Source organism: Streptomyces sp. NRRL F-5727 (assembly GCF_000719555.1).
Taxonomy (GTDB): Bacteria; Actinomycetota; Actinomycetes; order Streptomycetales; family Streptomycetaceae; genus Streptomyces.
The window spans coordinates 1-18,429 of the sequence record NZ_JOGX01000039.1 but is presented as its reverse complement, the minus strand read 5'-3'; the positions used below and the strand labels follow the sequence as shown (position 1 = coordinate 18,429).

At 73.4% G+C, this 18,429-nt stretch carries 17 protein-coding genes; 11 read left to right on the top strand and 6 right to left on the bottom strand.

What is annotated here, in order from left to right:
- The first annotated feature begins 176 nt into the window (after nt 1–176).
- Genes IF73_RS0124360 through IF73_RS0124350 form a run of 3 tightly spaced genes read left to right on the top strand, consistent with a single transcriptional unit; the run spans nt 177 to nt 4,187 of the window.
- The gene (locus tag IF73_RS0124360; RefSeq protein ID WP_031011630.1) at nt 177–2,330 is read left to right on the top strand and encodes a helix-turn-helix transcriptional regulator; all 2,154 of its coding nucleotides are present in this window, start codon (nt 177–179) and stop codon (nt 2,328–2,330) included.
- A 4-nt stretch (nt 2,331–2,334) separates the two neighbouring features.
- Nucleotides 2,335–3,330 carry a hypothetical protein gene (locus IF73_RS0124355; protein ID WP_031011628.1) on the top strand — a complete coding sequence of 332 codons (996 nt, stop codon included), beginning with the start codon at nt 2,335–2,337 and terminating at the stop codon, nt 3,328–3,330.
- A complete protein-coding gene (locus IF73_RS0124350; protein WP_031011627.1) occupies nt 3,327–4,187 on the top strand; it encodes a DUF6339 family protein in 861 nt (286 codons plus the stop codon). The genes IF73_RS0124355 and IF73_RS0124350 overlap by 4 nt, the downstream gene beginning before the upstream one ends.
- 12 nt (nt 4,188–4,199) lie before the next feature.
- Here the strand turns inward: IF73_RS0124350 and IF73_RS0124345 are convergent, their stop codons facing one another.
- From IF73_RS0124345 to IF73_RS0124330, 4 genes are all read right to left on the bottom strand, one after another.
- The gene (locus IF73_RS0124345; RefSeq protein WP_078868229.1) at nt 4,200–5,738 is read right to left on the bottom strand and encodes a DNA cytosine methyltransferase; all 1,539 of its coding nucleotides are present in this window, start codon (nt 5,736–5,738) and stop codon (nt 4,200–4,202) included.
- A gap of 45 nt (nt 5,739–5,783) precedes the next feature.
- Complete coding sequence (locus tag IF73_RS0124340) at nt 5,784–6,770, bottom strand: DNA cytosine methyltransferase (protein ID WP_031011625.1); 987 nt, start codon at nt 6,768–6,770, stop codon at nt 5,784–5,786.
- Nucleotides 6,760–7,200 (bottom strand): very short patch repair endonuclease, encoded by a 441-nt coding sequence (locus tag IF73_RS0124335; RefSeq protein WP_051717256.1) that lies wholly within the window; start codon nt 7,198–7,200, stop codon nt 6,760–6,762. The genes IF73_RS0124340 and IF73_RS0124335 overlap by 11 nt, the downstream gene beginning before the upstream one ends.
- Before the next feature lie 70 nt (nt 7,201–7,270).
- A complete protein-coding gene (locus IF73_RS0124330; RefSeq protein WP_031011621.1) occupies nt 7,271–8,269 on the bottom strand; it encodes an SEC-C domain-containing protein in 999 nt (332 codons plus the stop codon).
- A gap of 63 nt (nt 8,270–8,332) precedes the next feature.
- Between IF73_RS0124330 and IF73_RS0124325 the strand changes: the two genes are divergently transcribed.
- Nucleotides 8,333–9,160, top strand: coding sequence for a class E sortase (locus tag IF73_RS0124325; protein ID WP_031011619.1), 828 nt, complete (start codon nt 8,333–8,335; stop codon nt 9,158–9,160).
- Here IF73_RS0124325 and IF73_RS38005 read toward each other — a convergent pair.
- Nucleotides 9,114–10,625: an MFS transporter gene (locus IF73_RS38005; RefSeq protein WP_037880328.1), complete on the bottom strand. Its 1,512-nt coding sequence runs from the start codon at nt 10,623–10,625 to the stop codon at nt 9,114–9,116. The genes IF73_RS0124325 and IF73_RS38005 overlap by 47 nt on opposite strands.
- 152 nt (nt 10,626–10,777) lie before the next feature.
- Between IF73_RS38005 and IF73_RS0124310 the strand changes: the two genes are divergently transcribed.
- The 5 genes from IF73_RS0124310 to IF73_RS0124290 all read left to right on the top strand — a co-directional run bounded on the left by IF73_RS0124310 (nt 10,778) and on the right by IF73_RS0124290 (nt 15,233).
- Complete coding sequence (locus tag IF73_RS0124310; RefSeq protein ID WP_031011618.1) at nt 10,778–11,308, top strand: winged helix-turn-helix transcriptional regulator; 531 nt, start codon at nt 10,778–10,780, stop codon at nt 11,306–11,308.
- A gap of 171 nt (nt 11,309–11,479) precedes the next feature.
- Nucleotides 11,480–11,794, top strand: coding sequence for a DUF6412 domain-containing protein (locus IF73_RS0124305; RefSeq protein ID WP_031011616.1), 315 nt, complete (start codon nt 11,480–11,482; stop codon nt 11,792–11,794).
- Between the two features lie 105 nt (nt 11,795–11,899).
- Nucleotides 11,900–12,628, top strand: a complete 729-nt coding sequence (locus IF73_RS0124300) for a YidC/Oxa1 family membrane protein insertase (RefSeq protein ID WP_031011613.1) — start codon at nt 11,900–11,902, stop codon at nt 12,626–12,628.
- A gap of 136 nt (nt 12,629–12,764) precedes the next feature.
- A complete protein-coding gene (locus tag IF73_RS0124295) occupies nt 12,765–13,634 on the top strand; it encodes a fumarylacetoacetate hydrolase family protein (RefSeq protein ID WP_030497511.1) in 870 nt (289 codons plus the stop codon).
- A 135-nt stretch (nt 13,635–13,769) separates the two neighbouring features.
- A complete protein-coding gene (locus tag IF73_RS0124290; RefSeq protein ID WP_031011611.1) occupies nt 13,770–15,233 on the top strand; it encodes a choice-of-anchor A family protein in 1,464 nt (487 codons plus the stop codon).
- Here the strand turns inward: IF73_RS0124290 and IF73_RS0124285 are convergent.
- Entirely contained in the window at nt 15,196–16,311 is a 1,116-nt protein-coding gene (locus IF73_RS0124285) for a Gfo/Idh/MocA family oxidoreductase (RefSeq protein WP_031011609.1), read from the bottom strand. The genes IF73_RS0124290 and IF73_RS0124285 overlap by 38 nt on opposite strands.
- A 65-nt stretch (nt 16,312–16,376) precedes the next feature.
- Between IF73_RS0124285 and IF73_RS0124280 the strand changes: the two genes are divergently transcribed.
- Nucleotides 16,377–17,648, top strand: a complete 1,272-nt coding sequence (locus tag IF73_RS0124280; protein ID WP_078868234.1) for an ROK family transcriptional regulator — start codon at nt 16,377–16,379, stop codon at nt 17,646–17,648.
- A 118-nt stretch (nt 17,649–17,766) separates the two neighbouring features.
- On the top strand, nt 17,767–18,429 hold a 663-nt coding region (locus IF73_RS0124275; RefSeq protein WP_037880325.1), incomplete at its 3' end, for a hypothetical protein.

Genomic DNA, 18,429 nt, shown 5'->3' with positions numbered 1-18,429 from the left:
TTGCAAATCGTACGAGTCGGGCATTCATCTGCAAACGGGATGTTTTTCTTGATGTGTGGCCGAGTACGTTCGGCGGCGCCGCCACGTCTGTCAAGTGGAATTTGACGTTCTGCTTGGCGTCAAATTACTCTCCGTCCTGTCACCGGACACGGTCAGGAACGGAAACGGGTGGTTGCATGGAGACGGGCGAGGACTTCGGGCCCTGGTTGGCCCGCCAGCTCAAGCTCGCGGGGAAGACGCAGGCCGAGCTGGCCGATGAGCTGAATCTGACGCGCGCCGCGGTGTCGGCGTGGATCACCCGACGGTCGGTCCCGCGCCCGACGATGATGGCGGAGATCGCCAGAGCGCTCGGCACGGACATCGGCACTGTGCACACCCGCACCACCGACACTCAGGCCGGTCTCCCCATCACCTGGTACCACCGCCCCGGTTACCAGGACGGCGGGCGTGACGGCGGCAACGCCGCAGCCTTCGCCTTCGACGCCGACGTCCAGGTGCTCGCCCGCGAGACCTGCCAGAACAGCCTCGACGAGCGCTTGGTCGACAACGGGCGTCCGGTCCGCGTGCGTTACACCATCCATGAGATCACCGGCGAGACGCTCGACGCGTTTCGACAGGCCATCCTCTGGGACGAGCTCCAGCCCCACTACGAGGCGGTGTCGGAGACGGCCGCCCACCAGAAGGTCGGGCGGGTCGTCCATGCCGGCGTACGCGACATGTTCGAGAAAGGCAGGCTCGTCCTCCTCCGCGTCGACGACTACAACGCCTCCGGCCTCGTCGGCGACGACTACGACAACGGCAAGTTCGCCGCAGTCGTCCGGCGCCAGCTGGAGAGCCTCAAGTCGGACCGCGGTGCCGGCGGCTCCTTCGGCCTCGGCAAGGCGACCTTGTGGGCGACGAGCGCCCTCGGCATGGTGCTGATCAACTCCACCCTCTCGGTGCCCCACGAGGGCCGGACCGAGCGGCGTGTCATCGGGCGCCTGGAGCTGCCGTGGCGGTCCGTCGGTGACGGCACCTACGCCGGACCGGCCTGGCTCGGACGTCCCGACCCCGACAGCCCCGGGGCCCAGGTCACCCGCTCCTGGTGGGCGGACGAGGAGACCGTCGAGCGCCTCCATCTCACCCGCGACAGCGATGAGCCGGGGACCTCCTTCCTCATCGTCGGTGCCCACGACGTGGCCAGTCTCGACGAGAGCAACGCCGAACGGGCGATGGACGATGAGGACGGCCGGGGCGGCCAGGAGGACGACGGAACCCGCGACATCCGATCCATGCACCGACGCCTGGTCGAGGCCCTCGAAAGGGACTTCTGGGCCGCCATGACCGCCGGAGGGAGCAGGCTCCCCCTCCTGGAGACCTCGGTCCGCACACTCCGCAACGGCCAGGTCGTCGTCGAGGAGCAGCAGATCGATCCCACCGACGCCCAGCCGGCGCGCACCCGGGCGCTGCGCGCCTTCTACGAGGGGACGACCGTCGACCGGCTGACCGAGCCTGGGCAGGTCGCCCTGCGCACGGTCCCGCTGAGACTGCCGCTGGCGGGCGGCCGGCGCGGCACGCTCGGTACTCACCAGGCTGTTCTCCTGGTCACGGACGCGGGCGACAAGGACGGCGTCCCCAAGCAGGTTCACTCCCTGCGGGGCAATCGAATGACCATCAAACGGTCGACCGTGGCGGGGCTTCCCCTGGGCGTCAACAGCTTCCAGGCGGTGCTCCTCACTGGGACCGCAGCCGGGGAGACCGCACCCTTCGCCGAGGAGGCCGAGGAATTCCTTCGGGCCGCCGAACCGCCTGAGCACGATCGGTGGGGCCAGACGGAGGAGCTGACCCTGCGCTGGTCGCACACTGCGCACCACCGCATCGCGCGCCTGACCACCGAGGTGAACGCGGCGGTGAAGGAGCTGGTCGCCAGGCCCAAGCGGTCCGGCGACGAGGGCGGTGCCAAGCTGCGGAAGGCCCTCACCGTCTCCCCTGCCAAGAGGACGTCCCGGCGCTCCGGGGGGCCCGGGCTGCCGGAACTCGACGGCCTCGAGGCGTCCATCGGCCCGGCGGGGGAGTGGCGGATCACGGCGGAGGTGAAGCTGCCGCGCGCCGACGAACTCCCCGTCATGACCCCCGTGGTTCTGCTCGACGTGCGCTCGGGAGCTCGCCCCCGCCTGGACTGGGCGGAACTCGTCGCCGAAGAGGGCTGCGAGGTGGACGACGGTGTGTTGCGCTTCACGCCCGGCGCCCGACGCGCAGTGTTCGGCGGTGCCACCGACGTCACGAGCCACCCGGTCCGCACCGCACTGACACGGCTGGTGCTCGAACTGCGCGCCGGCAAGGGGGAATGAGGGCATGAAGTTCTACCCGTACAAGCGGCTCAACCGGCCGATCACCCTCCGGGTGACCTCGGCATCCCTCAAGCTGCCCGACAACACCCGGGACCTTCTGGACACCTCGGCATGGTCCGTGCCGCAGCGGACCGTCGCCCTGGGGGTGGCACAGCACGACGACTGGACCTCGGCCAGGATCGGCCTCTCCGCCACTCTGCCTCCGGGCGCGGTCGCCGACGACGCTCCGTGGACCGGCCTGAAGGTCCTGGTCACGCTCTCCGACAGCGAGACCAACGTGCGGACCTCCGTGGAACTCCGGCAGGACGCGCCGGGGAGCAAGGAGTGGTCCGGGTTCGTCGAGGTGAACCGGGACGACCACGTGGGCCGCGCCTTTCTCTCCGCCCAGGCCGTCGCCACCGTCGACGACGTCGCGGGCCGGTCCGTCGCGGAGACCGACGAGGACTGGACCGTCGACGTGACCGCGGACGAACCCCTCGGCGGACTGCGTCTCGACGTCAAGCAGGTCGGGTTCGCCAAGAGTTCCCGGGAGTGGCTCCAGGTGTACGCGGACGCCCCCTGGATCGTGGACGCCTCCGGCAGGGTGCCCGTCGTGCTGGTCAACACCGACGTCGAAGGCTTCGCCGACCTCCTGGACGCCGAGAGCGGCGGAATGGAGAACAAGGTCCACGAACTGCTCGTCACCCAGATGTCCACGGACGTGTGGACGGCCGTTTTCCACAGCGCCGTGGGCGACCTGGAGACGGAACCCGACGGCACGCCCGTGTTTCCCATCGACTGGCGCGGCGAGGTGCTCCGCGAAATGCTCCCCGACGTCGTCCCAGGCGTTCACGTGGAAGAAGCGCTCCGGCGGGTCCATCGACGACGCACCGGCGACGCCGGTTGGGTGGAACTTCAGACCCGCATCCACTATGCAGCCGTGCGTCGTGCCGGCGTGAGCCGGGCGCTCTCCCAGACCCTGCGCGCGCTCCAGCAGTCGAACCGAGGGGACCACGCATGATCGAGAAGCCGTACCACGTGCCCCTCCGCCTCGGTCTGCTGTCGGCGGCCGCCGCGGAGCCCTTCCTCACGGAGGACCTGCTCGGGGGGGTCGCGGGGCACGCCGGTGTCGACCTGGACAAGGTCGTCGACCGACTGCCGGAAGAGGACCCCCGATGGGAGGTCGAACCGATCCGCGACCTCATCGAGGACGCCATGCACGCGTTCGAGGACAACCGGACCCAGGCCGACGCCTGGTTGGCGCCCCGGCTGCACGCTGCGCTGCGCCTCACCCGTCGCGAGGCGGCCGACCGCAGGCTGTGGACCCACCTGGCACTGGCCGTCGCACCGGACTATGTGGCCTGGCGCCACTTCTCCCGGAAGACGTCGAAGATCAGCCCGGAGCGGTTCAGGGGCGCGGCCGACCGGCAGTGTTTCTCCCGACTGTGGTGGGCCGCCGAGATGTTCCGGGACGGTTCGGACTATGCGCCGGTGGTCACGGCCTGCGGCAACCAGGACCTCATTCACTCGGCACTCCGACGGGAGCTGATCGATCACCGGCCCACCGCACAGGCACTCGTCCAGGTCATGGAGCGGGGCGTCGCCGTCACCGGTCGTGAGATCGAGGGCCTGATGACGGCGATCAGCGCCGCCGGTGCGACTCTCGTCTACGACGCGCTGGCCCCCGACGTGCCGCGCGACCCGAGCGTGGTGCGTGAGTGGATCGAGGAGCCCGCCCGTGCTTCTGTGCCGAGGCACGTCCTGCCGGACGGGCCCCATGAGGAACCGGTGCCGAAGAAGTCGGTGAACGACCTCGCCGACTTTTTCGCCGACCTGTTCGAGACGGCGCCCGTTCGAGGGCGAGCCGTGAAGGAATGAGCGGAGGGAGGGTCACCGGCCGGTGAGCGGGTGACCCTCCAGGTCGCCCTGCTCGCGCGGCTTTGCCGTCCGCCGGGGCTTCCAGGCCATCAGCTTCTCGATGCACTGCTCCAGCCTGGCCGCGGCCTCCTTCTTCCCCAGGTCGGGTTCGAGCACGTGGCGCAGTACATGCAGGGCGAGCCGCGGAGGCACCGCGTTGCCGATCTGCTGGGAGATGTCGTTGCCGTCCCACGGATAGGCGGCGGGGAAGGTCTGCAGCACCCCGGCCTCGGCGTGATTGAAACGGGCGAGGCCGCCGTCGAGGTTCTCGTCGGTGCCCGGATGGACGAGACGGTTCCGGGAGACCTTTCCGGTGACCGTGGCGGAGGGGACGTTGTGGTCACGACGACCCCGATCATCGGGCTTGCCGCCGGTCCCGTAGTTGGAAACGACGGTGAACGGAGGACGTGCGCGCACGTCCTCCGAGTATCGACCGGCGCTCTCCAGCGCCTGCTCCATGGAGATCCACTTGTCGCGGCGCTGGTCGTCCTCGCCCCCGGCAGCCTCCACGGGCAGTGTGTCGGCGAGGACCCTTCCCCGGTGGTACAGCTCGTGCGTCTGCTTCACAGGAGGAAGAGGGGAGCGGTCGCCCCCGTCGCGGCGGGCCATCAGCACCGCGCGCCGCCTGGTCTGGGGAACGCCGAAAGCCTCCGTGTGGAGCAGCTGCGTGGTGGTGCGGTACCCGAGGGTGTCGAGGACCTCGCTGTACGCCTCCCACACCGGCATCACGGCCGGTACCTGCTCCAAGATCACGGCCTGGAAGGGCACCGATCCGGGCCTCCTGCTCCGCTCGATGATCCACCAGAGGGGCTGAAGAACGAGTCCTGTCCGTTCGTCGCCCAGCTCCTCGAGCTTGTCCTTCAGCTTGTCCAGCCGGCCCGTCAGCTCGCCGAACTCCTTGACCAGGCGCGCCACCTCGTCGTCGAGGCGGTCGATTCCCTGTGGCTCACCGAGGTCCCTCAGGAACGCCTTCGCCTCCTCCGGCGAGTTGCCCAGCTTCTCGAGCCGCTGCCGCATGGCCTTGCGCAGCTGGGTCCTGGACTGCTCCACGGCCCGCTTCTCGGCCTTGACGGCCCGGGCCTCGACCTCCTTGAGTCGGAGTTCCTCGTGGATCTTCCGCCAGGTCCGGAAGACGTGTGTCCAGGTGCCTGACGCGTCGGAGCGGTCCGTGGTGTCGCGCACCGCCCGGTGCAGGCGGTCGACGTACTGCAGCACCTGATCCAGCGCCCTGCGGCCCGCGCCGTGCCCGGCGACGGTGAACGTCTGGCACGGGGGGCCACCGGTCAGTACCTGGGCATGGGGGAAGAAGGCGGCGCGGTACTCACGGACGTCACCCTTGAAGGTGTCCATCCCGGCCTTGGCGCGGGTCGCGCACGCTCCGGCGTCCCATTCGATGCCGGTCACCTCGTGCCCCAGGACGTCTGCTGCCACATCGAGCCCGCCGGGGCCGGCGAAGAGGTCGAGGATGCGGAACCTCGCCGGGGAGGAGCTGTCCGTTTCGATGTGACTCATGGGTCCGAATTCTAGCCGGCGGGCTGAGGCGGGAAGCACGCCTCTCTATGCCCTGTGGACAGATCGCAGGGCGGTGGCCAGCGACCTTCCGAGCGCGGCGCCCACCGGCGGGGGAGTGGCGTGGCCGATCTGACGGTAGCGAGCCGTCTTGCGTCCCGTGATGTGCCAATCCGGGGGGAAGGACTGGAGAAGGGCCGCCTGGTCCACCGTGAGCTTCACCATCAGAGCGGGATCGGTCGGACGCGGCCACGTGTACTCCGGGCCGGGGACCTCGTCGGCCAGGGCTCCCGCGTTCACGCCCATCCGCGCCCAGGCCCGCTTCGTGCCCGACGGGCCGAGGTCTGCCCCGCCACGGTTCTCGGACCCGCCGACCAGCGTCGGCGCCACCGCCAGGGCCTGGGCGGCCCACGCCTCGGCGTCAGGCCACCCCCGGGCCTTCATGGACGGGAGCAGCGCTCGTCCGACGGGGACGTGCTCGGTGACCGTCGGCTGCGGCGGGGCGAAGGCGCCGAACCACGGTTCCTTGAGTGCCACCAGGATTCCCGACCGGCGTTCCTGCGGCACGCCGTGGTCGGCGGCGTTCAGTACGAACCAGAGGAATCGGTAGCCGAGGTGGGTCAGCTCCTTCTCGATGAACGACCGGATTCCGGCGTACTCGGCAGAGTCGACCAACGCGGGCAGGTTCTCCAGCAGCAGGGCGCGAGGCTGGACGGAGTGCAGCAGGTACACCGTCGCCTCGAGAAGTCGCAGCTCCCCGGCGTCGTCGGTCCCACGCGCCGCCGATGCCTTCACCCTCGGCAGACCGGCGGAGAGGAGGTCGACGTCGAGGCTCTCGGGGTGCTCGTCGGGGAGGAAGTCGACCAGGTCCTCGCAGACCACGTTCCAGTGCGGTCGGTTGGCGAGGATCGTCTCGCACGCCTGGTGCTTGTGGTCGAGGAGCAGGGCGGGCGTGAAGCCGGCGCTCTCCAGACCGGAGGCGAGGCCACCCGCGCCGGAGCAGATGTCGACGAAACGGAGCGGGTCACGCGTCATCGTGCCGGTCCTTCGTCTCCGGCGCCGTCGGCGCGCCTGCCCCCGGTGTTCCCTCTCGCCGCTTCTCCGCCACGGTCGCCCGTACCGTCGCGGCGACCTCGTCCGGCGGTATGTGTTCCCAGAAGCGCAGAACGGTCCACCCTTGGGCCTGCAAGTGCTCGGTCGTCTCCCTGTCGCGGGCCATGTTGCGGTCGAGCTTCTGCCGCCACCATGCCGCGTTCGCCTTCGGATGCGTGGCGTGTTCCGGACAGCCGTGCCAGAAGCAGCCGTCAATCAGTACGGCCACCTTCACCGAGGTGAAGGCCACGTCCATCCGGCGTCGGGGCATGCCCGGCACGGGGTACTCGACCCGATAGCGGAGGCCGGCCGCGTGGAGAAGGCGACGGACCGCGAGCTCGGCGGCCGTGTCCTTGCTGGCCTGCCGGCTCATGCGGGCCGAAACGCCTGGGGAGGAAGGGAGGGCTTCGGACACACAGGCATTCTGCCGGACGGTCGGGGGCTCACTCCGCCCCGTGGCACTCCCCGTACGTGGTCTCGGAGCCGCACCAGCACGCGTCCGTGGTCAGCGGGGGCCAGGGGAGGGCTCGGGCTCGGGCGGCGAGGGTGGTGGCGTATTGGGGGAGGAGGTCGGGGTTGGCGGGGGAGGAGGTCTCGGAGGCGGCGAAGGCTTCGTAGGAGGGGACCGTGGCGCGGACGATGCCCAGGTTGGGGGTGCCGGCTGCGGACAGTTCCCGGAGGGAGGCTTCGATGTCCGTCAGGTGGGCTCGGTAGGTGGGGTACTCCGTTTCCAGTTCCGGGTAGGCCGTGAGAAGTTCCGTGAGCTCCGGTTCCGGCCAGTGGAGGACCGCGACCGGGAAGGGGCGGGAGAGGGCCGTGCGGTAGGTGCCGAGCTCGGCGCGGAGGCGGGTGATCTCGGCCTGGAGTTCGGCCGGGTCGGAGGAGCCCAGGGACCAGAGGCGTTTCGGGTCGTGGAGCTCGTCCAGGGGGATCGGGCCGGGGTGGAGGCGGTCCGCCAGGGTGTCCCAGGTGTCGTGGTCCCTGGCCAGCATGCGGCGGACGCGGTGGCGGGTGGTGAGGAGGGAGACGGTGGGGTGGGGGAGTTCGGCGGTGTCCCCCGCCAGGAGGGTCGCCGCCTCCGTGAGGGTTGTCTCGGCCTCCTCCAGTTCGTCGTGGGCCTCCAGGGTCTGCGCGGCGATCTCCCAGGGGGCTGCCTCCGACGGACGGGCGCGGCGTACGCCGTCGATGATGGCCCTCGCCTCGGCCTCGTGCCCGTACTCCCACAGGTTCGCCGCCTTGAGGGCGCGGATCAGGTGCGGGGCGGCGGGGTCGCCGGACAGCAGGTCGTCGTAGAGGGCCGTCGCGCCCGGTCGGTCGTCCGCGAGTTCCAGGTGGGCCGCGGCCTGGAGCAGCAGGGGCTCCCGGTCGCCGGGGTATTGCGCGGCGGTGCGCAGCAGACGGTCGGCTTCGGCGGTGTGGGCTGCAGGCGTGTCGGGGCGCATGCCCTTCACCGTACTGCTGTACGGCCCTGGAGAGTTGGCGCCGCAGCGCTTATCGTGCCGGGCGTGCGGGACAGGGGGCGGGAGAGGGTGCCGGTCGTCGTCCAGGCGCGCTCGGGGCGCCGTGGACTCGCCCGCGTGCTCTGGTTCGCCGCCGAGACCGTCGTCACCTGCGGTGTTCTCATCCTGCTGCTGGTCGTCCACCAGCTGTGGTGGACCAATCAGCAGGCCCGCGCCGAGGCGGGGGAGCAGGTGGCCCTGTTGGAGCGGGAGTGGGACATCTCTCCTCCGGTCGTCGAGTCGTCGGGCCCCGCGTCCCCCGGCGTGACGGCTTCGGCTTCGGCGGCAGGGTCGGGGGCGGGGTCGGTGACAGGGGCGCCTTCCGCCTCCCCTTCCCGTTCCGCTGCGCCTTCCAGGGGCTCCGGGGAGCCTCCGTCCGCCTCCCCTCCTTCCTCCGGCGACACCTTCGCCGTGCTCCGTATCCCCCGGATCGGGCTGAGCGTGCCCGTCGCCCAGGGGATCTCCAAGAGCAAGGTGCTCGACAAGGGGTACGTCGGGCACTATCCCGGCACCGCGGCGCCCGGTGCCGTCGGGAACGTCGCGCTGGCCGGGCACCGGAACACGCACGGTGAGCCGTTCCGGTACGTCAACCGGCTGCGGAAGGGCGACGAGATCTCGCTGCGGACGCGGGAGGGGACGTACACCTACCGCGTCGACCAGATCCTGCCGGTCACCTCGCCGCGCGACACCGGCGTGATCCAGTCCGTGCCCCGGTCGATCGTCAAGCCCTCGTACGGGTACTCCCGGGCCGGTTCGTACCTCACCCTCACCACCTGCACGCCCGAGTTCACCTCCCGCTACCGGCTCGTCGTCTGGGCGACCCTGCGACGGTGAGTCCCGCGCCCGCCAGGGCGAGGGCCGCGGCGGCCGTCACGGCCGCGTCGGGGCCCGCCGCCGAGAGGGCGAGCATCAGGGCCACGCCGGCGGCCGAACCGAGGTATCGGGCCGTGTTGTTCGCGCCCGAGCCCATCGCCGCCCGCTCCGGTGGGACGGAGTCGACCGCGAGGCGGGGGAGGGCGGCGTTCAGGAGGCCGCTGCCCGCGCCCGCCACCACCAGGCCGGTGATCAGGCGCGGCCAGGGGAGGGCGGGGGAGTCGAGGGCGCCGAGGAGGGCGAGGACGCCGGCCGCCGACAGGACGAAGCCGAGAGCGAGTTGGTACGGAGCCGAGATCCGGCCCGCGAGCCTGCGGGCCTGCAGCGCGACCACGAAGGAGGTGCCCGACCAGAGGACGAACAGCCAGGCCGTCGCCAGGGGCGCCATCCCCGCGCCGCGCTGGAGCAGCGCCGGGACGACGCTGAACAGGCCGATCACCGCCAGGCCGGTGAACAGCGCCCCCAGCGCCGCCACCCGGAACTCCGGCCTCCGCAGCAGTCCCAGATCGATCATCGGCTGCGCCGCGCGGCGCTCGACCAGGAGGAAGAGGGCGGTGAGCGCCGCCGCCGCCAGCAGGAGGACGCCGATCACCGGGCGCAGCCAGCCGTCCCGGCCCAGCGTCAGGGCGGTCAGCAGCGCCGCCATCGCGAGGGCGAGCGTCGTCGCGCCCGCGAGGTCGGGGTGCGTGCGCCCCGTGGGCTGGTCCGCCGGGCGGGCCGGGGGCGCGGGTGTACGGGCTTCCGCCGGGCGGGCCGGGGGCGCGGGTGTAGGGGCTTCCGCCGGGCGGGCCGGGTCCGTGGGTGTACGGCCTTCCGCCGGGCGGGCCGGGCCGGTGAGCGTGCGGGCCCCCACCGCCGCGGTCAGCGCGGTCGCCGCGCCCAGCGTCGCGTACGCCAGACGCCAGTCCAGCAGGCTGAGCGCGCCCGTCACGAGCGGGCCCAGGGCGATTCCGCCGCTCACCGACGCGCCCCAGATGCCGGTGGCCCGGATCCGGTCGCGGCCCGAGGGGTACGCGTCGGCGAGCAGGCCCAGGCTGCCCGCGAGGACGGCCGCGCTCGCCGCGCCCTGGGCGATGCGGGCCGCGGTGAACAGCGCCGTCGAGCCGGCGAAGGCGCCGAGCGCCGTGGTGACGCCGAGGGCGAGCGTGCCGAGCAGGAAGACCCGGCGCCGGCCGTGCGCGTCGGCCAGCGCGCCCGCCACCAGGAGCAGCGCGGCGAGGCCCAGCGGGGTGCCGTTGAGCAGCCACGCCTGCGCCGAGGACGGCGTCCCGAACGCCTCCGCCGTCGCCGGGAGCGTCAGCATCGGCGCCGTGTAGTTCATCAGCGCGAGGGCGGTGGCGATGCCGGTGACGGCGAGGGTTCCCGGGCCGGGGGAGCGGGCGGGGGCGGCGGTGTCGTGTGGGGGAGCGGAGTGGGCTGTACGCACGGTGGGCCTCCACCCGAGAGAGGGAAACGACTGGGTTCGTTCACCGACTGGGTTCGTTCATCGACGACTGGGTTCGTTCATTGAACCTACTAGGGCCCACACCCTACCCTCATCGGTTCGTTGAGTGAACCCTCTTCGGTACGCTGGTGGGCATGGCCCTCGGCAAGGACTACGCCCAGCAGCAGTGCTCCATCGCCCGCGCCCTGGAGGTCGTCGGCGAGCGCTGGACCCTCCTCGTGGTGCGCGACGCCTTCTACGGCGTCCGCCGCTACAGCGACTTCCTCGCCCACCTCGGCGCCCCCCGCGCCGTCCTTGCCGGCCGGCTCCAGGCCCTCGTCGACGCCGGTGTCCTCGACCGCCGCCGCTACCAGGACTCCCCGCCCCGCGACGAGTACGTCCTCACCGAGCGCGGCCTCGCCCTCTGGCCCGTCCTGTGGGCCCTCGGCGCCTGGGGAAGGAACGAGATCCCCGGCACCCTCCCGATGCGCCGGTTCCACCACGCCGACTGCGGCACCGAGCTGGACCGGAGCGGCGCGTGTCCGGCCTGCCGCGTCCCCGTGACCCCCGCCGACGTGGAGATGCGGCCCGGCGACGGGCTCGACCCCGACCCCGCCGACCCCGTCGCCCGGGCCCTCCTCGCGCCGCGCAGGCTGCTCACCCCGCTGGACCTGACGGGTCTGTGACGGGACCCGACGGGTCGGTGACCGGGCCCGGGGTCAGTGACCGGCCGACGTCCGCGACCGGCCCGACGGGTCAGTGGCCGGGCCCGACGATTCGCCGAAACGGCGGGAACCCTCTCGTACGGCCGTTCGTCCTACCCGACGGACAGTGAAGTTCGGGGAACGGGGGGCGTGATGGGCAGGAGTCTGGTCCTGCGGCGCGTCGCGCCCCTCGTCCTCCTCCCGGTCCTCCTCGTGATCGCCTTCGCGGGGCTGGCCCTCACCGACGGCTCCGTCTCCGCGACCGTCGCCGTCGCCGTCTCCGCGGCCTCCGCCGTCGTCTGCGGCCTGGTCGGCGTCCGTACGGCTCCGGCCGCGCCGTCCACGCTCATACGCACCGCGCTGCGCGACCGGGCCCGCCGCACGGCCTTCCTCCCGCAGCGCGACCCCGACGCCGCCGGCCGCCGCCGGCCCCGGGCGCCCGGACGCACCCTCCCGACGGCCGCGTAGGGGTCCTCAGAACACGCGAAAGCGCCACCCGCGAGAGCACCCCCTCGCGCGGTCCGTCATGCCGAGACCCGTCATCCCCGGCACGACGAACCCCGGAGGGTTCCCTTGTCCGTCTTCCCGTCCCCCGTCCTCGACGCCTTCTCCGACCTCGTCGGGCGCCTCGCCGCGCTCCTCCAGCCCGCCTTCGGCGGCGCCTCGACCGCCGCCGCCGTCATCCTCCTCACCGCCCTCGTCCGGCTCGCCGTCCACCCCCTCTCCCGCGCCTCCGTCCGGGGCCAGCAGGCCCGCGTCCGGCTCGCGCCCCAGATCGCCGCGCTCCGGGAGAAGCACGGGAAGCGGCCGGAGCGGCTCCAGCAGGCGGTCCTGGAGCTGCACGCCAAGGAGAAGGTCTCGCCGTTCGCCGGGATCCTGCCGGGGCTGCTCCAGGTGCCCGCCTTCCTCCTGCTGTACTCCCTCTTCTCCTCCGGCGACCGGATGGCCGGCCACAGCCTCCTGGCCGCGCCGCTGGACGCGCGGTGGGCCGACGCCCTCGGCGACGGCGGGCCCTTCGGGCCGGCCGGACTGGTGTACCTCGCGCTCTTCGCCGTGGCCCTCGGCGTCGCCGCGTACCAGTACCTCCGGACCCGGCGGGAGATGGCCGCGGCGCCCGGCGGAGGCGGGCCCGCGGCCCTGGGGCGGGTGCTGCCGCTGCTCTCCTTCGGGACGGTCGTCACCGCCGCCGTCGTCCCGCTGGCGGTCGCGCTCTACCTCGTCACCAGCACCACCTGGTCCGTCGTCGAGCGCGCGCTGCTCATGCGGCGGCCGCTGCCTGCCCGCGTCGCTACCCGCGCGTAAGGGTCCGCAGGCTGAACGGGGTCTTGCGGGCTGAACGGGAGTCTTGGAGGATCGGACGATCCTCCGATGGCCGCACTCCATCGGCCGGGGCACCGAAGGGCCTCCCCGGGCCCACCTCGACCACAGGGAGAAGACCATGAAGCTGCTGCGAGTCGGCCCGCCGGGCGCCGAGCGCCCCGCCCTCCTCGACGGCGACGGGACCCTCCGCGACCTGTCCTCCTTCACCGACGACGTCGACGGACGGCTGCTCTCGGACACCGCCACCCTCGACCGGATCCGCGCCGCCGCCGAGGCCGGGGTGCTGCCCGCGTACGGCGGTTCCGGCGACGCCACGGGGCTGCGGGTCGGCCCGCCGGTCGGCCGGATCGGCAAGGTCGTGTGCATCGGGCTGAACTACCACGGGCACGCCGCCGAGACCGGCCAGGCCACCCCGGCCGAGCCGGTCGTCTTCCTTAAGGCCGCCGACACCGTCGTCGGGCCGGACGACACCGTGCTCGTGCCGCGCGGCTCGGTGAAGACGGACTGGGAGGTCGAGCTGGCGATCGTCATCGGCCGGACCGCCCGCTACCTGGAGACCGACGAGGAGGCCCTGGCGCACGTCGCCGGGTACGCGCTCGCGCACGACGTCTCCGAGCGCGAGTTCCAGATCGAGCGCGGCGGCACCTGGGACAAGGGCAAGAACTGCGAGACCTTCAACCCGCTCGGGCCCTGGCTGGTCACCGCCGACGAGGTGCCCGACCCGCAGGACCTCACCCTGCGCCTGTGGGTGAACGGCGAGCTGAAGCAGGAGGGGCACACCTCGGACCAGATCTTCCCGGTCGCCGAGGTCGTCCGGTACGTGAGCCGCTTCATGACCCTTTACCCGGGCGACGTCATCAACACCGGCACGCCCGCCGGCGTCGCCATGGGGCAGCCCGACCCCAAGCCGTACCTCCGCCCCGGCGACGTCGTCGAGCTGGAGATCGAGGGACTGGGCCGCCAGCGCCAGGAACTGAAGAGCGCCTGACCCGTCTCGCGCCCGACCAGTCCGGCGCCCGACCCGTCTCGCGCCGGCGGCCGGCGGGCGTCTGACCGTCCGAAAGGGGTGGCGCCCCGCGTGGGGTGCCACCCTTTTCGTACCCTTTTATGCATATTGCGGCACATGGAACCTGTGAAGACCGAACGCGTCCCCCGCCGCAGAGCCCGCCTCGTCCTCTCCGCCGCGACGGCGGTCCTCGCCGCCGGCGCCCTCGTCGGCGGCCTCGCCGCCACCGGCGCCGCCGATCCGCTGCCCGGCGGGCTCGGCCCCTGCAAGCCGGGCACGTGCCCGCCCACGTACCCCGACGTCAACAACGACGGCGTGCGGTGGCGCGACAACGGCATCAACGTCTTCGTCGGCGGCGACTTCCTGGTCCGCGAGGCCGCCGCCGAGGCCGAGGGCAAGGTCGTCGTCCTCGGCGGCTTCGACCAGGCCAAGCGCGCGGGCGTCTCGGCGGTCTACAACGTCGGCGTCGCCGGTGTCGGGTCGCGCGTCGTGCCCGACAACGGCACCCCCTTCCTCAGCGTCGGCAAGAACGTCACCGTCGCCCCCGGGCAGCGCCTCCTCACCGAGGAGGGCTCCGTCAGCGGGAAGACCGTGTACGCGGGCACGGTCACCGGCACCGTCGTCCCGGCGCCCGTCCAGGACGCCGCCGCCGTCGCCCCGTACACCGCCCTGCGCGGCGAACTCACCGCCGCCAGCCAGTGCTACGCGTACGTCGGAGGGGCCTCCCGCACCCCCACCGGCACGGCCGTCAACAACGGCTCCGAGACCCTCTTCACCGGCGACGGCACCTCCGCGCTCCAGGTCTTCACCGTCGACTTCGACCTGGAGTCGGCGAGCGGCGGGCAGCAGGGCATCCGCTTCGAGAACATCCCCGCGAACGCGACCGTCCTCGTCAACGTCCTCGGGGACGACCGGACCGTCGACTCCTACATCGGCGGCCTGCCGGGGCTCCGCGACCGGCTGCTGTGGAACTTCCCCGACGCGACCCGGGTGAAGTTCGAGGGCACCGCGCAGTTCGCGGGCAGCGTGCTCATCGGCAACCAGGCCAGCACCGCGACCCTCACCATGCCGGGCATGAACGGCCGGTTCTTCACCACCGGCGACCTCACCCACGCGTCCGAACCGGGCGGGGGCGGCGGTCAGGAGATCCACAACTACCCGTTCGACGGCGACCTGCCGTCCTGCGACGAGGACCCGACCCCGACGCCGACGGAACCGACCCCGACCCCGACCGACACCACGCCGACCCCGACGGAGCCGACCCCCACGGAGCCCACGCCCACGGAGCCCACGCCCAGCCCGACGGAATCCACCGACAGCGGCGGCACCGACAACGGCGGTACGGACAGCGGCGGTACGGACAACGGTGGCACCGACAACGGCGGTGGCTCCGACGGCGGCTACGGCGACGACACCGGCGGCCACCACGGCGGCGGCCCGGGCGGTGGCGGCGAACTCCCCGAGACCGGCGCCGGCACCGGGAAGGCCGTCATGGGCGTGACGGCGGCCGGCCTCGCCCTCGGCGGCGGCGTGCTCGTCGCCGTCAGCCGTCGGCGCCGTCGGTCGCGGGGGTCAGCCTGACCGTCACGCCCTCGCGGGCCGACCGCCGCGCCGCCTCCAGGACGTCCAGGGCGGCGGCGGCCTCGCGCGCGGTCACCGGGTTCGGGCCGGTGCCGCGCACGGCGGCGGCGACGGCCGCGTAGTACGCCGGGTAGTCCCCCGGCACCGACTCGACCGGCGTCCCGCCGCCGGTCAGCGGGGACTCCCCGGAGCCGAGCCGGCCCCACAGGGCCTCGGGCTCCACGCCCCAGGCCGTGCCGGGGCCGGGCCGCAGCCCCTCGCGGAGCGCCGCCTCCTGCGGGTCGAGCCCGTACGTCACGAAGCCGGCGCGCTGCCCGAGCACCCGGAACCGGGGGCCGAGCTGGGCGGCGGTGGCGCTCACGTACAGGTGGGAGCGGACGCCGTTCGCGTGGGTGATCGCCACGAAGGTGTCGTCGTCGGCCTCCGCGCCCGGGCGGCGCACGTCCGACTCGGCGTAGACGGAGACGGCGGGGCCGAAGAGGACCAGCGCCTGGTCGACGACGTGGCTGCCGAGGTCGTAGAGCAGTCCGCCGATCTCCTCCGGGGCGCCCGACTCCCGCCAGCCGCCCTTCAGGAGCGGACGCCACCGCTCGAAGCGGGACTCGAAGCGCTGGACCTCGCCGAGCTCGCCGTCGTCGAGGAGGCGGCGGAGGGTGAGGAAGTCGCTGTCCCAGCGCCGGTTCTGGAAGACGGACAGCAGCAGCCCGCGCTCCTCGGCCAGCGCGGCGAGGCCGCGTGCCTCGGCGGCGGTCGCGGCGAGCGGCTTGTCGACGACGACCGGCAGCCCCGCCTTCAGGGCGGCCTCGGCGATCGGGACGTGGGTCTTGTTGGGGGAGGCGACCACGACCAGGTCGAGCTCCGGGCCGCCGTCGGCCCAGAGGTCCTCCGGCCGGGCGAGCACCTGGACGCCCGGGTGGGCGGCCCGCGCCTCGGCGGCGCGCTCCGGGTTCCCGGTGGTGACGGCGGTGAGCGTCAGGTCGGGGGAGGCGGCGATCAGCGGGGCGTGGAAGACGGAGCCCGCGAGGCCGTAGCCGACGAGGCCGACGCGGAGGGGGAGGGGGGTGGTGAGGGGCGTCATGAGAAGCACTTAAGCAACGCTGTTGCCAAAGTGCAAGCAGGAGGCAGAATGGCCCGGTGACGGTGATGACGAGAGACCCCGGCGGCGGAGCCAACCTGTCGGCGCTGCGCGGCCACAACGCGGCGCTCGTGCTCGACCTGCTGCGCACGGCGGGGGAGGACGGCATCAGCCGGCTCGAACTGGCCGCCCGCACCGGCCTCACCCCGCAGGCCGTCAGCAAGATCACCGCCCGGCTGCGCGCCGAGGGCCTGGTGGCGGAGGCCGGCCGGCGCGCCTCGACCGGCGGCAAGCCCCGCACCGTCCTGCGTCTCGTCCCCACCGCCGCGTACGCCGTCGGCGCCCACCTCGACCGCGACGGCCTCACCCTCGCCCTCACCGACCTCACCGGCACCCCCGTCGCCGTCCGTCACCGCCCGCTGACCCTGGCCGCCGGCCCGGAACCGGTCCTCGCGACCGTCGCGGAGGAGGTACGGGCGCTGCTGACGGCGACGGGCGGGGAGCCGGCGCCGGCGGGCCCGGAGGCGCCGGCGCCCGGTAGGGAGGCGGCGGCCGGCAGGGAGGCGGCGGCCGGCGCGGAGACGGCGGCCGGCGCGGAGACGGCCGCCGGCGCGGAGACGGCCGCCGCGCCCGTCCTCGGGGTCGGGCTCGCCATGCCGGGGCCGCTGGACCACCGGCGGGGCGTGCCGGGGCGGGTGACGGGGGCGCCGGTGTGGGACGGCTTCCCGGTACGGGACGAGCTGGCCGCGCGCCTCGGGCTGCCCGTCACGCTCGACAAGGACACCAACGCCGCCGCCCTCGGCCTCGCGGTCCGCCCCGGCGCGCCCCGCTCCTTCGCCTACGTCCACCTCGGTACGGGGCTCGGCGCGGGCCTCGTCGTCGGCGGCGCCCCGCTGCGCGGCGAGCGGACGGGCGCGGGCGAACTCGGCCACCACACGGTCCAGCTCGACGGGCCGGCCTGCGGCTGCGGCGCGCGCGGCTGCCTGGAGGTGCTCTGCCTCGCGGCGGTGGCCAGGGGCGAGCTGCCCGAGGCCGCGCGGATCCTCGGCACCGGCGCGGCGAACCTGGTCCGGCTCCTCGACATCGACCGGGTCCTGCTCGGCGGCCGGGTGGTCCTCGCGGCGCCCGAGGTCTTCACGGCGGGGGTGGCCGCCGTGCTGGCCGGCCTCCGCCTCCCGACCCCGGTGGAGGTGACGACCGCCCCGCACGCCGTGGCGCTGGGCGCGGCCCACCTCGTCCTGGCCCCTGTCTTCGGCCTGGCGCCGGTCTTCGGCCTTGCGCCGACGGCGGAGCCGCGCCCCCTGGTCCCGCGTTCATCAGATGGTCCGACCATAGGCTGATCGGGCGGATTCGGCGGTCCGGCCGGGCCACCCGGGAGTGTCGTCGCCCGTCGCGGGGCGGACGGCATGGCAGCGTCGCGGGCGATCCGTACGTCCGCGAGCACAAAGGCACCCGCACATGGCACCCGCCCCCCGGCCCCTGCGCAGCGCCCCCGCCCTCGCCGCCGTGGCCGTCTCCCTGACGCTGACCCTGCCACCCGCCTCGGCCTCGGCCGCCCCCTCGGGCGTGGCCGCCCCCGCGCCCGCCCCCACCTGCGGGGGTGCGGCGGACACCGGGTTCCCGCTCGACACGCGGATCCACGGCGGGCCCTCCGACTACCCCGCCGGAGGGGCCTTCCGGACCTGGGAGCTGGAGGTGCGGAACACCACCGGCAGCCCCTGCACCGGGGTGCATCCGGTGCTCGTCCTGGTCGACGAGGAGCGGGTGCTGCGGCCCGAGCAGATCCGGCTGGAGTTCTACGACGCGGAGGCCGAGCGCTGGCGGGCGGTCACCTTCGAGGCGACCGAGGAGGCCGAGAGCGTCGGCGCGTTCACCGGCTTCGGCGGCTTCGCCGTGCCCGCCCGACGGGCCGTCACCGTGCCGGTCCGGATGGCCTTCCGGGCGGACGCCGTACCGGAGGAGGTCGTCGTCAACGCCGCGCTCGTCCAGCGCCGGGGCGCCGACGGCGACTGGGTCGGCCGCTCCGACGACTACCGCCTCGCGATCGGTCCGCCCGACCCGGCCGACCCCCCGGCCCCCACCGCCACGCCCACCCCCACACCCACCCCCGTGCCCGACGGG

Bases quoted from the DNA above. Each gene is read 5' to 3' on its own strand.
- IF73_RS0124350 (WP_031011627.1), top strand. From the start codon at position 3,327: ATGATCGAGAAGCCGTACCACGTGCCCCTCCGCCTCGGTCTGCTGTCG.
- IF73_RS0124290 (WP_031011611.1), top strand. From the start codon at position 13,770: ATGGAACCTGTGAAGACCGAACGCGTCCCCCGCCGCAGAGCCCGCCTC.
- IF73_RS0124335 (WP_051717256.1), bottom strand. From the start codon at position 7,200: ATGAGCCGGCAGGCCAGCAAGGACACGGCCGCCGAGCTCGCGGTCCGT.
- IF73_RS0124340 (WP_031011625.1), bottom strand. From the start codon at position 6,770: ATGACGCGTGACCCGCTCCGTTTCGTCGACATCTGCTCCGGCGCGGGT.
- IF73_RS0124295 (WP_030497511.1), top strand. From the start codon at position 12,765: ATGAAGCTGCTGCGAGTCGGCCCGCCGGGCGCCGAGCGCCCCGCCCTC.
- IF73_RS0124280 (WP_078868234.1), top strand. From the start codon at position 16,377: ATGACGAGAGACCCCGGCGGCGGAGCCAACCTGTCGGCGCTGCGCGGC.
- IF73_RS0124355 (WP_031011628.1), top strand. From the start codon at position 2,335: ATGAAGTTCTACCCGTACAAGCGGCTCAACCGGCCGATCACCCTCCGG.
- IF73_RS0124360 (WP_031011630.1), top strand. From the start codon at position 177: ATGGAGACGGGCGAGGACTTCGGGCCCTGGTTGGCCCGCCAGCTCAAG.
- IF73_RS0124330 (WP_031011621.1), bottom strand. From the start codon at position 8,269: ATGCGCCCCGACACGCCTGCAGCCCACACCGCCGAAGCCGACCGTCTG.
- IF73_RS0124310 (WP_031011618.1), top strand. From the start codon at position 10,778: ATGGCCCTCGGCAAGGACTACGCCCAGCAGCAGTGCTCCATCGCCCGC.
- IF73_RS0124285 (WP_031011609.1), bottom strand. From the start codon at position 16,311: ATGACGCCCCTCACCACCCCCCTCCCCCTCCGCGTCGGCCTCGTCGGC.
- IF73_RS0124345 (WP_078868229.1), bottom strand. From the start codon at position 5,738: ATGAGTCACATCGAAACGGACAGCTCCTCCCCGGCGAGGTTCCGCATC.
- IF73_RS0124305 (WP_031011616.1), top strand. From the start codon at position 11,480: ATGGGCAGGAGTCTGGTCCTGCGGCGCGTCGCGCCCCTCGTCCTCCTC.